At 57.9% G+C, this 12508-nt stretch carries 10 protein-coding genes; 4 read left to right on the top strand and 6 right to left on the bottom strand.

What is annotated here, in order from left to right; genetic code table 11:
* Positions 1-15: 15 nt before the first annotated feature.
* The 4 genes from torA (at position 16) to EDC52_RS16760 (ending at position 5787) form a co-directional block, all read left to right on the top strand.
* On the top strand, positions 16-2502 hold the full coding sequence (gene torA, locus EDC52_RS16775) for a trimethylamine-N-oxide reductase TorA (protein WP_131866963.1): 2487 nt from the start codon (positions 16-18) through the stop codon (positions 2500-2502).
* 180 nt (positions 2503-2682) lie between these two features.
* The gene (dgcN, locus tag EDC52_RS16770; protein ID WP_131866961.1) at positions 2683-3690 is read left to right on the top strand and encodes an N-acetyltransferase DgcN; all 1008 of its coding nucleotides are present in this window, start codon (positions 2683-2685) and stop codon (positions 3688-3690) included.
* A 2-nt stretch (positions 3691-3692) separates the two neighbouring features.
* Positions 3693-4733 (top strand): N-acetyl-D-Glu racemase DgcA, encoded by a 1041-nt coding sequence (gene dgcA, locus EDC52_RS16765; RefSeq protein ID WP_131866959.1) that lies wholly within the window; start codon positions 3693-3695, stop codon positions 4731-4733.
* Positions 4726-5787, top strand: a complete 1062-nt coding sequence (locus EDC52_RS16760; protein WP_131866957.1) for a DmpA family aminopeptidase — start codon at positions 4726-4728, stop codon at positions 5785-5787. Before dgcA ends, EDC52_RS16760 begins: the two co-directional genes overlap by 8 nt.
* 15 nt (positions 5788-5802) lie before the next feature.
* Here EDC52_RS16760 and EDC52_RS16755 read toward each other — a convergent pair whose 3' ends face one another.
* From EDC52_RS16755 to EDC52_RS16730, 6 genes are read right to left on the bottom strand one after another with little or no spacing between them, the layout of a single operon-like run.
* Positions 5803-7338 carry a serine hydrolase domain-containing protein gene (locus EDC52_RS16755; RefSeq protein WP_131866955.1) on the bottom strand — a complete coding sequence of 512 codons (1536 nt, stop codon included), beginning with the start codon at positions 7336-7338 and terminating at the stop codon, positions 5803-5805.
* A complete protein-coding gene (locus tag EDC52_RS16750) occupies positions 7335-8075 on the bottom strand; it encodes an ABC transporter ATP-binding protein (protein WP_131866953.1) in 741 nt (246 codons plus the stop codon). Before EDC52_RS16750 ends, EDC52_RS16755 begins: the two co-directional genes overlap by 4 nt.
* A complete protein-coding gene (locus EDC52_RS16745; RefSeq protein ID WP_131866951.1) occupies positions 8072-8902 on the bottom strand; it encodes an ABC transporter ATP-binding protein in 831 nt (276 codons plus the stop codon). Before EDC52_RS16745 ends, EDC52_RS16750 begins: the two co-directional genes overlap by 4 nt.
* A gap of 2 nt (positions 8903-8904) precedes the next feature.
* On the bottom strand, positions 8905-9807 hold the full coding sequence (locus tag EDC52_RS16740; RefSeq protein ID WP_131866949.1) for an ABC transporter permease: 903 nt from the start codon (positions 9805-9807) through the stop codon (positions 8905-8907).
* On the bottom strand, positions 9804-10814 hold the full coding sequence (locus tag EDC52_RS16735) for an ABC transporter permease (protein WP_131866947.1): 1011 nt from the start codon (positions 10812-10814) through the stop codon (positions 9804-9806). The genes EDC52_RS16740 and EDC52_RS16735 overlap by 4 nt, the downstream gene beginning before the upstream one ends.
* The gene (locus EDC52_RS16730; RefSeq protein ID WP_131866945.1) at positions 10814-12409 is read right to left on the bottom strand and encodes an ABC transporter substrate-binding protein; all 1596 of its coding nucleotides are present in this window, start codon (positions 12407-12409) and stop codon (positions 10814-10816) included. Before EDC52_RS16730 ends, EDC52_RS16735 begins: the two co-directional genes overlap by 1 nt.
* Positions 12410-12508: the final 99 nt, after the last annotated feature.

Below are 12508 nucleotides of genomic sequence, written 5' to 3'. Positions count from 1 at the left end.
GGGTATAACAGGCCGATGGACAATAGTACCTTATCGGGAAAGCTGAGCCGGCGGCGCTTTCTTAGCGCCAGTGGTGCCATTGCTGCAGCATTCTTTACCGCCGGTTTGTGGCCGAAAAGTGCTCTGGCTGAGGCGATAGCCAAAGCGCTGCCTGAATTCACCGCTCTGCGGGCGGCCAGGGAGGGGGTACTCAGTGCCGCTCATTGGGGGGCTTTTGAGGCGACGATCACTGATGGCCGCCTGATACGAGTAAAACCCATACAGGACGATCCCGCCGCTAACGAGCTGGTACAAATGGTGCCAGAGCAGGTCCATGCCGCAAACCGGATTCGTTGTCCAATGGCCCGTAAAAGCTGGCTTGAGGGCGGTCCAGGCAGTCATACTGAACTGCGTGGCCAAGACCAGTGGGTCAGGTTGAGCTGGGATAAGGCCATCAGCCTGGTGGGTGATGAAATCCTTCGCATCCAGCGTCAGCACGGCCCGCAAGCGATCTATGCCGGGTCTTACGGCTGGAAAAGCGTCGGTTTGTTGCATAATTGTCAGGCCCTGCTTAAACGCCTGATGAACCTGGCCGGTGGGTTTCTGGGTTACACCGGCGACTATTCCACCGGCGCGGCGCAGATCATCATGCCCCATGTGGTCGGCTCGATTGAAGTTTATGAGCAGCAGACCACCTGGCCCAATGTGATCGAACACAGCCAGTTGGTCGTGCTTTGGGGTTGCAACCCGCTGGTGACACTGCGTAACAGCTGGAATGTGCCTGACCATGTCGGCGCCGGCGGTTTTATGGCGCTGAAAAAGAAGGGTACCCGGATCATCTGTATTGATCCGGTCAAGAATGAGAGCGCTCGTCAACTGGATGCGGAATGGATCGCCCCCAGACCTTATACTGACTGCGCGCTGATGATGGGGCTGGCCCACACTCTGTTGGTTGAGAAACGCCATGACATTGATTTTATCCGCGATTACACCGTCGGTTTTGAGCCATTTAGCGCTTATCTGGTCGGCGAACAGGATGGCCAAGCCAAAGATGCCGATTGGGCGGCCGATCTCTGCGGTATCAGCGCGGCCGCCATCCGCCAACTGGCCCGAGATATGGCCTCGCAGCGCACCATGATCATGGCCGGCTGGGGTATTCAGCGCCAGCATCATGGTGAGCAGCAGCACTGGATGCTGGTCACCCTGGCGGCGATGCTTGGGCAGATAGGCTTGCCCGGCGGCGGATTCGGATTCAGCTATCATTATTCATCTGGGGGGAGCCCACGCGCTACAGGCGGCGTGCTGTCCGGGATGACGGCCGGCAAGGCTCCCAAGGGGGCCCCTACGCCGATACCGGTGGCGCGCATTGCCGATTGCCTGGCCAATCCGGGCAAAACCATAGCCCATAACGGCCGGACACTGACTTATCCAGATGTCAAAATGGTCTATGTGGCCGGCGGCAATACCTTGCAGCAACATCAGGATATCAATAACCTTATCAAGGCCTGGCAACGGCCGGAAACCATCGTCGTTAATGAACCCTACTGGACCGCCACTGCCCGCTATGCCGATATCGTACTGCCTGCTACCACGTCTTATGAGCGCAACGATCTTGAGATGGGCGGCGACTACTCTGGGCGTTATATCTTTCCGATGCACCAGTGTGTGGCCCCTCAGCATGAGGCGCGCGATGACTTTGCCATTTTTAGCGCGCTGGCGGCCCATATCGGTCATGAGCAGGCGTTTACCGAGGGTAAAACCGAGCTGGAATGGCTTGAGGCCATGTACGAGGCTATGCGGCGTCAGGCTGCCATTGCCGACGTTGCATTGCCGCCGTTTCCACTGTTCTGGTCGTCAAATAATTACGTCCGTTTTCCGCTGGCTGAGACCGACCAGCAGTGGGTACGCTTTGCCGACTATCGGGAGGATCCCTTAATGAATCCGCTGGGCACGCCCTCTGGCAAAATAGAAATCACCTCCGAGACGATAGCGGCGATGGGGTATGATGATAGTCCGGCCCACCCGACCTGGATGACGCCACACGAATGGTATCGGGGACCTGAAGCCGAACGTTTCCCGCTTTCCCTGTCTAGTGGCCATCCGGTCAATCGTTTGCATTCTCAGTTGGACAATACTTCACTGCGGGATAACTATGCGGTCGCCGGGCGAGAAGCGGTACTGATAAACCGACAGGATGCCGCTCTGCGTGGCATCCGTCCGGGGGATCTGGTTCGGGTGTGGAACGATCGCGGGCAAGTGCTGGTCGGGGCAGTGGTCGGCGACGACATCCGGCCAGGTGTTATCCGTATTAACGAGGGGGCCTGGTATGGTGCCCTTGATGCGGCGGTCCCCGGTTCGCTCTGCATTAACGGTAGCGTCAACTGCCTGACATTTGATATCGGCTCTTCCCAACTGGCCCAGGGCAGCTGTGGGCAGATGGCGCAGGTGCAGATGGAAAAATACCGTGGCGAAACGCCGGAGAATACCGCACATCGCTCGCCGGTGGATGATCAGCGGCTATAACGCCTTCAGCCTTCAGGGCGAATTGCTTTTTCGGTTAACGCCGTTTGGCAGTTGGACCTGCCGATAGGCCTCACGGGGTATAATCTCAAGTTATCCCCCTCGGCTAAACAAGCATTCGCCAGGGCCGGGGTTTAGTGAAATAGTCATCGTCAGGCTTAACCTGATATGAGACCACCCCTGATGATGATTCCTCAACCTTATCTGTTGTTTCTTGGCGATGTCACTGATCCGCTGGCGGCCAAAACGGCTCGTGGTATCCACGCCTGGCGTCCGGCATTCTGTGTCGGTCAGCTTCGGCTGCCGGGCTGCACCGTTTCACTTGGCCTTGAGGATCTTACTATCGCTGCCGCCCGCGGCAGAGGCGTCAATACTTTGGTATTGGGCACGGCCAACGCAGGGGGATTGCTTCCCAGCCACTGGCTCGATACGGTACGCGAGGCTATTGGGGCCGGGATGAATATCGCCAACGGTCTGCATCAGCGTCTGGTGGATATACCCGGTCTGGTGGAACTGGCCGAGACACATCAAGTCCAGTTATTCGATGTGCGGCATAGGCGTCCGGCACTTGAGGTGGGAAGCGGCAAAGCGCGCAGCGGCAAGCGTGTACTGACGGTCGGCACCGACTGTTCTGTAGGAAAAATGTATACGTCGCTAGCGCTGGAAGCGGCTTTGCGCCAGCGAGGCCTCAAGGCCGATTTTCGCGCCACCGGACAAACCGGCGTGCTGGTGGCGGGCAAAGGCATCGCTATTGATGCGGTGATTGCTGATTTCATTGCCGGTGCGGCTGAAGCCATTTCTCCGGCCAATGATGCCGATCACTGGGATATTATCGAAGGCCAGGGATCTTTATTTCACCCTTCCTATGCCGGTGTCAGCATGGGTTTGATTCATGGGGCGCAGCCGCACTGGCTGGTGATGTGTCATGAAATCGGCCGTGCCCACATGCGTCACCTTCCTCATCAACCGATGGTATCGCTGCAAGACTGCGTAGAGGCGAATTTGCGCGCCGCTGCGGTGACCAGTCCCGATGTAAGGCTTGCTGGGTTTGCCATCAACACCTCGAGCGTCAGTGAACAGGAGGCAGTAGACTATTGTCAGGAGATTGCGGCGCAATTTGGCGTGCCGGCCACCGATCCGGTCCGGTTCGGCATTGATGATATCGCCGCCTTATTGCAGGAAAGGGGCTAGTCATGAGACGGTTACAGATTGAGATTGTTGAATTGCCGCTGGCTCGCCCGTTTGTGATTTCTCGGGGGGCCCGCCTTGCCGTGACAGTGGTTAGGGTCGCTATTGAGCAGGATGGCCTCTGCGGATGGGGTGAATGCACGCCGACCGCCCGCTATCAGGAATATCCGGACAGTGTTTGTGAACAACTGGAAGCCATGCGTAGCGAGATAGAAGCGGGCATCGACAGCCAGGGGCTGCGCCTGAAAATGCCGCCCGGTTCGGCCAGAAATGCGCTGGATTGCGCGTTGCTGCGCCTGGACGCGGCCAGGACAGGCCGGAGCCTGTGGCAGGTAGCCGGATGTCGGCCACCCGTCGCAGGAGGCATAGTCACGGCTGAAACCCTCAGTCTGGGATCGGTTGCCATGATGTCTGCCGCCGCTGCTGATGCCGTATCACGCGGCGCTACGCTGTTGAAGATAAAGCTAGACCGGGATCTGATTCTGGAAAAAGTGTCGGCGATCCGCGCTTGCGCGCCCCAGGCGACGCTGATCATTGATGCCAATGAAGCTTGGGGCGGCGTCGATCTCCACAGCCTGTTTACCGCGCTGCAACCCTATAATATCGCCATGATAGAGCAGCCGCTACCGGCCGACGATGACAGCGACCTGATGCGCTGCGCCCATCCAATTCCTGTCTGCGCTGATGAAAGCTGTCATCATGCAGGCGAGATTGCCGATCTGCGCGGGCGCTACGAAATGATTAACATCAAACTTGATAAATGCGGCGGCCTTACCGAGGCGCTGGTAATGGCAGAAGAGGCCAGCAGGCAAGGACTGAGGGTGATGGTTGGCTGTATGCTGGGCTCTTCTCTGGCGATGGAAGCCGCTTTGCCGGTGGCTGTCGCTGCCGAAATTGTTGATCTGGACGGGCCCCTCTGGCTGGCCGAGGATGTCGCCCCACGCCTTGAGTACAGCGCTGGCCGGGTGTGGTTTGCATCGGCGCCCTCACCGGTCCTGTCTGGTGAAAATGCCCCCCAGCAACCCATGGTATTGAGCGATGAATGAGGATTATCAGCAGGCCCGGTTACGTTTATTGCTGCAACGTTGGCAGCAGCAGGGAACGCTGGCTATGCCACGTTATGCCACCGGGCCTGGCAACCGTTTGAGCGATGTAGCCGGTGTCAAAGTAGGTCATTCGACCCTGGCCGATGGCGATATCCAAACCGGGGTGACCGCTATCCTGCCGTCTGGGGGCAATCTGTTTACTCATCCACTGCCCTGCGGCGTGGCAGTGCTGAACGGTTTTGCCAAACCCGCCGGGCTGGTGCAGATCGCTGAGCTAGGCAGACTGCAGACGCCGATACTGCTGGGTAATACATTATCGGTTGGTACGCTGTTTACTACCCTGGCGCGTCACGCTATAGAACATAATCCTGAGCTGGGGCGCACATTGCCTACCGTCAACCCACTGGTGCTGGAGTGCAATGACGGTTGGCTCAATAATATTCAGGCCATGGCCGTCACCGAGGCCCTGGCCAGACAGGCGCTGGACCATGCCGGTCAGGATTTTGCCCGCGGCAGCGTCGGTGCCGGCAGAGGAATGAGCTGTTTCGGCCTGAAGGGGGGAATAGGCACGGCTTCCCGTTTTTGTCCGCAACTGCAGGCCACCCTCGGAGTGCTGGTGCTGGCGAATTTCGGTACGCTTTCCTCTCTGACGCTGGATGGAGTACAGGTTGGGCCGGCCATAGAGCCTCTGTTACCGGGGCTCGCGCCGCAGGTAGATGCCGGATCGGTGATTATTGTCATGGCGACGGATGCGCCGCTCGACAGCCGTCAATTGGTGCGCATCGCTAAGCGGGCCGGCGCTGGCCTTGGACGATTGGGCAGCTATTGGGGACACGGTTCAGGTGATATTGCGGCCGCGTTTTCAACCTGTCAACAGCCTGATCCGCCAGAAGATTCCCTGCTGGAATCCCTACTGGCGGCTGCGGCAGATGCTACCGAGCATGCGGTGCTGGATGCGCTGCTGACCGCCGAACCGGTCAGCGGGTTCAGGGGACACTATCGCCCCAGCCTGCGTCAGGTGCTGGATCGGCTAGCAGCGAACGTTAACCTTTGAAGCGGTAATGCCGGATCAGGCAAGCATACGCCTGTAGGCCACTACCCGGCTGCGGTTAACCGATAGCTGCAGTTGCCCGTCAGCCAAGGCCAGTGAGAAGCGCTTTTTCCACAGCCCATCCTGGGCGGTTGCCAGCCAGCGATGTCCGCCGAGGGAGGACAGTGGGGCGGTTATTTGTGCAGGACCGCATCCCATTATCAGCATGTCTTTTTTAATCGTCAGCAGACTGCGATATTCCGGCTGCAACCAGTCTCCCACAATATCGGCAATATCATTGCAGCCCGCCGCCGGCACAAAGCGACGGTGGGCATGGCCGATTTCCCCGTCAATCTTATCGCCTGCCTGGTGAAGCCGCATCGGCAGGTGAGCAGACAGGCTAATGGCATCCCCTGAGGCGGGGTCGGTATACAGCGCGGTTTCTCCACTGTCCAGCCAGTCAGCGCCGTTAGCGGTGATTTCCAGCCAGTCATTGCCCTGTTCCGAGACATACAGGCCGGGACGCAGTTCATGACCGGCCTCGGGAACCGGTTCGCCGCGCAAGGCGCACATGACAGCCAGTGCGGGGGGGAAGCTGCTGGCATCTTCGCGGTTAGCCACCAGGACCACGCCCGCCTTGCGCTCCCTGTCCAGCATGAAATAGGTTTTGTAGCCCGCATGAGACCCGCCATGGCCAACCAACGCCCGATTGCCGGGCAGGCTTTGTGCTATGCCAAGGCCGTAACCGCTGATGCGGCCATCAGCCATGCTGCGCGGCGCGCAAAGCCGGTCCAGCACCCCCGCGCCCGGGCCATTGTCGGCCAGCAATGACTGAAGCCAACGAGTAAGATGCCTGGCGCTGCCGGCGATGCTGCCGGATGCAGACAGATGCAGACCGGCGCTGGCAGTGATCCAGCGCTGCCCATCATGCCAGTAGCCGGGGACTAGCCCCGGCACGATATCGAACCAGGTTTCCGGGGCGGTCAATGACAACCCTAACGGTTGGCATATATGCTGTGAAAGCAAATCGCTAAATCGAATACCTTTGGCTTTCAATGCCTCCTCCACCAGCCGATAACCGGTATTGGAGTAGGATATTTCGCTGCCTGCCGGATAGTTCAGTCGCTCAAGCGAGGCGATAAAATCCAGGTTAGCGGCGGCACTGGTGGCGGTATAGACCGAAATGCCCAACAGCGACAGGGTTTCACGTGCGTCGGGCAGGCCGGCGGTCATATCCAATGCCTGGCCAACCGTTACCTGGCCCGGCACCCCCTTGAGGATGGGTAAATGCTGCGACAGCGGATCATCGAGGCCGATAAACCCTGCAGCCGGACCGGTTACCATGGCGGCAAACATATGTTTGGTCACCGAGGCGAAACGGACCACGCTATCGGCACTGAAAGGCTCCTGGCGTGCCAGATCGCCAAGCCCTCCAGCGGCTATTGAGCGGATCTGCTGACTGTCGAACAGCACAATGGCTCCGCCAGGTTGGCCGGGGCGATCCCAGCGGGCGGTATACGCGGCGGCCATATCGCTGGCCCGCTGCCAATCGGTTGCTGACACAGTGGCACTCATCTTGGCTCCTCCAGATTCATCGTTAACGCGTAAAGTTCCGCGGTATGAGGATGGTTGATGAGGCCGGCGCGCAGATCGGCTGAACTCAATTGCTCGACCATTTCGCCATGCTGCATCACACCAATATGCTGGCAAAGGTGGGTCACCACCGCCAGATTATGGCTGACCATGATATAGGTCAGATGGCGGCGTTGGCGTAAATCGGTCAACAGATTGAGGATTTCCGCCTGCACCGATACATCGAGCGCCGAGGTGGGCTCATCCAACAGCAGCACTTCCGGCTCGGCTATCAGCGCCCGGGCGATGGCGACACGCTGACGCTGGCCGCCTGAAAGCTGGTGGGGGAAGCGAAAGCGTACTGAACCCGGTAGCCCGACTTCCGATAATGCCTGAGCAATTCGCTGCTCGGCGCGATCAAATCCCTGCACGATAAGAGGTTCAGCCAGAATCCGGTCAATAGTCTGACGCGGATGCAGCGAACCATAGGGATCCTGGAACACCATCTGCACCTGGCGGAAAAACTGCCGATCTCGCCGTGGGCTTAACTGAGCTCCACCGAAGGTCATATCGCCTGACCAGTGCCGGTTCAACCCGGCCAGCGCGCGCAGAATAGTCGATTTGCCGGAGCCGCTCTCGCCGACAATACCAAAGCTGGCACCGCTGGCTACGCTGAAGGAGACCCCTTTTACGACCTCGGTCTGGCCAAAGGCAATACGTAAATTGTCCAAAGTTATCATGAGACTTTCCAGGCTTCATCACGCGTCATGATCGGTAAGCGATCGCGCGGATGGCGTAGCGAAGGCAGACATTCCAGCAAACCCCGGGTATAGGGATGCACCGCGTTGGCAAGGTTGCCCGCATCAAGGGTTTCGACTATCCGGCCGGCATACATCACCGCGACCCGATCGCTGAAGTGAGAAACCAACGGCAAATCATGGCTTATCAAAATCAGGCCCATGCCGCGCTGGGTCACCAGATCATTTATCAGTCGCAAGATTTCGGCCTGCACGGTGGCATCCAGGGCGCTGGTAGGCTCATCGGCAATCAGCAGCTCCGGATCAGGGGCCAACATCATGGCGATCATCACCCGCTGTCCCATGCCACCGGAAATCTCATGGGGATAGCGTCGGGCGGCCTGTTCTGGATCACGGATACGTACCTGGTTCAGCAATTCGACCGCCGCCGCCATGGCTGCTCGCTGACTGCCGCCCTTATGGGTGCGCCAGGATTCAGCGACCTGCTGACCCACCGTCATCACCGGGTTAAGCGAATATTTAGGATCCTGCAGGATAAAACCGACACGTTTCCCCCTGATACCACGCAAGGTCTTTTCACCGGCATTGCGCAGGTCGATGCCATCGAAACTCAGTTTATCCGCTTGGCAGCGCGCATTGCCTGGCAACAATTGCATCAGACTGCGTGCGGTAAGTGATTTACCTGATCCGCTTTCCCCGACGATAGCGAATTTCTCGCGGCCAACCTGAAGGGAGACACCGCGTACCGCTTCAACCGCTTCTCCCTGCTGTTGAAAGGCGATGCGCAGGTTTTCAATTTCAACCAGCATGATTACCGCTCCTTGGGGTCGAGCACGTCTCGTAGACCGTCACCGAGAAAGTTGAACGCCAGCGATGTGACAAAAATAGCGATGCAGGGCATCAGCGGCACCCACCATTCACTGAACAGGAAACGGCGGGCTGTGGCGATCATCGTCCCCCATTCTGGGGACGGCGGCTGTGCGCCCATGCCCAGGAAGCCCAGACTGGCGGCGGTGATGATAATGGCGCTCATATCAAGCGTAATGCGCACAATAAGACTGGGTACGCATAACGGCATCACGTGGCGCAGGATGATGCGCGCCGGTCCGGCGCCGGAAAGCCGGCAGGCTGCGATAAAATCGCTGTGACGAAATTGCAGGGTTTCAGCGCGGGCAAGGCGTGCATAAGGCGGCCAGGTCGTCAGGGCAATCGCCAGCACCGCACTTTCCACACCGGGTTTTAGGGCGGCGACAAACGCCAGCGCCAGCACCAGGCGGGGAAACGCCAAGAAGATATCGGTTACGCGCATCAATATCTTATCCATCCAGCCGCCGGCATAGCCGGCCAGACAACCTACCAGCAGCCCGATAGGGGCTACCAGCACCACCACCGAGATAACCATGCCAAGCGTAGTGCGCCCGCCGAACAGTATTCGGGTGAAAATATCCCGTCCTAGTTCGTCAGTACCTAGCCAATGCCGTGAAGAAGGCGTTGCCAAGCGGTTGGTTAAATCCTGCACCCCCGGATCGTAAGGGGCTATGAGCGGGGCAGCCAGGGACAGAATAAGCACTGCCAGTATAATCAGCAGGCCGCCCATGGCCATCGGATTGGTCTTCAGACCGAGCCACAAACGGTAGCGGCGGCCCCAGACTGCCTGACGGCGAGTCGCAGGCGTTTCGTCGAGCAACCAGGCTCGTGAGACAAAAAAAGTCATTTTACGCGCGGATCCCAAAGTCGATAGAGAAGGTCGGCACACATATTAAGCACCACATAGACGCAGCCCACTACCAACGTAGCGCCGATCACCGGGTTCATGTCGGCATTCATCAGCGAGGTGGTCAGGTATTGTCCGAGCCCTGGCCAGGCGAACACGTTTTCGGTTATTACCGCGCCTTCAAGCAAGCCGGCATAGGTCAGAGCGAGCACAGTAACCAACTGGACCGCAACGGTCGGGAAGGCATGGCGCCAGATAACCCTGGCGGGCGACAGCCCCTTGGCCCGGGCGGTAATAACAAATTCGCCGCTGAGCGCGTTAAGCATGAAAGTGCGCGTCATCCTGGTGATATAAGCCATGCTGAAATAAGCCAGAATCAGCACCGGCTGGACCATATGAGCCAGCGCGTCGCGCAAGGCGTCATAGTCGCCGGCCAGCAGGCAATCCACCGTCAGCAATCCCGTCACTTGGGGGATCATATCCTGATAGATCATATCCTGACGCCCGGGGCCGGGAGCGATGCCCAGCACGGCGTAGAAAATCAGCAGGCTCAGCAGTGCCAGTACAAATACCGGCAGAGAATGTCCCGCCAGGCAAATCACCCGGATAACCTGATCGGTCCATTTGCCCTGTCGGACCGCCGCCCATACCCCGAGCGGAATACCTACCAGAGCGGCGATAATGATTGCCGCTGTTGCCAGTTCCAGCGTCGCCGGGAAAAAACGGGCAATATCGGTACTGACGGCATTGGACGTCAGCACCGAGCGGCCGAGATCGCCGTGCAACAACTGGTTGAGATAGTGACCGAACTGTACCCACAAGGGCTGATCCAGCCCCATTTCCGCGCGTATCCTTTCTATCACCGCCTGTGGCGCATTATCGCCTGCAGCCGCCAGCACCGGGTCGGTAGGCATGACCCTACCGATGAAAAACGTCAGCACCGACAGGCCGAACAGCGTGAGGATCATGCTGCCTAAGGTATTCAGAAAACCTGTTAGCCGCTGCATTACGCTTTAGTGACCTTTTCATAGGGACTGTCGAGCAGTACGCTTATCGACACACCGTCGATATTTTTACGGCAGGCGGCGGTAATCGATTCCTGCATCATTTCGATGAATGGGCTGCTTTCACGGTGCTCCCGCTGGATCTGTTCATAGAGGGCGATACGCTTGGCCGCATCCGTTTCGTGCAGCGCCTGTTCGGTCAGTTGGTTGAATTTGGGGTTTGACCAAGAGCAGCGCCAGGCCAGCGTGCGGCTGCGCGCCTTTTCACTGTTATCGGTATTGACGCAGAATGCTTCGGTATTGGAATTGGGATCAAAGTAGTCCGCTCCCCATACCGTGAGCGCCAACTGCTGCTGACGAGCACGCATTTTGGTCAGTACCTGGCGGTTTTCGGCGGCGATAAGCTGCACCTTGATACCGATAGCGCCGAGTTGGGTCTGTAACGCCTGAGCAATATCGGCGAAGGGTTGCGGCGAGTAATGATCGAGGGTTATCTCAAAGCCATCCGGATAACCGGCTTCGGCCATCAATGCCTTGGCTTTGACAATGTCCTGCTGGAATGGCGTGTCGTTCAGCGCCGCCGGGAACCCTTTAGGCAGGAAGCTCTGATGTACTTCATGCGTCAGGGGAATGATGTTTTTCTGAATGCTGTCATAGTCCACTGCCCATTTGATCGCCTGCCAGACCTGAGGTTTGGACAACGGACCGATAGCGGTATTACAGGACAAATGCATGATGCGTGATACCGGTTCGCGTACCAAATGGAAATGGGTGTCTTTCTGCAGCGGACGTAATTGTTCCGTAGTCAGGTTGCGGGCGATATCCACATCTCCTTTTTGCAGCATCAGTAATTGAGAAGAAGGATCGACGATATGGCGCAGGATGATACGCTTGATTTTGCCTGCCTGGGGGTGTTGGGGATTGCTTTCGAGGATGACACTTTCACTGGCCTTCCAGGCGCGAAGGGTGAAGGGGCCCGAACCTGCACTGTGCTGCTTCAACCAGCCGTTGCCATAATCATCACCCTGCTGGTTTGCCATCACCTGCGATTTCTGCACTACGCTGCCGACCCGTGCTGACAGGCAGTAAAGCAGGAAAGTCTCGGCGGCCGGTTGGTCTGTGGTGATCACCAGGGTTTGAGCATCTTTGGCAACAATGTGCTGGGCGACATTGTCTTTAGTAAAACCAAATTGATTGATGATAAAGGCCGGACTTTTATCCAAGGCAACGACGCGCTGCAGTGAAAAAGCAGCGTCTTCAGCGGTGACCGGGCTGCCGTCAGCAAATTTGGCCGCAGGATCCAGATGGAAGGTGAAGGTTTTACTGTCGCTGCCGACGTCCCAACTGGTCGCTAATTCTCCAATGATTTCATCCGCTTTTGCCGGATTGGGGCCTACCAGCCGTTGATAGAGATTGCCGCAAATTTCATTGCCGGTGCCTTCAAAACTTTCGTGGGGATCGAGGCTGGTCATATTATCCAATTGCATCGCCATCACCAGGATGGTGGCGGGCGTAGCGGCGTAGGCTGAATTGAGGCTGAGCCACGACAGGAAAGGCACCGCGCTTACGCCGGCAATGAAATGTCTTCTGGAAACCATGACTTCTCCTATCTATATGATTTATAAGTAAATTAATCAGGTGTTGTAATGTTTATAGCTTGACATCCCCGATGGCTGGTGGTTTTAATGCTCTGCTCC

It is taken from the genome of Biostraticola tofi, assembly GCF_004343195.1.
In the GTDB taxonomy this organism is placed as follows: domain Bacteria; phylum Pseudomonadota; class Gammaproteobacteria; order Enterobacterales; family Enterobacteriaceae; genus Biostraticola; species Biostraticola tofi.
This window is presented reverse-complemented; position numbering and strand designations above follow the sequence as displayed.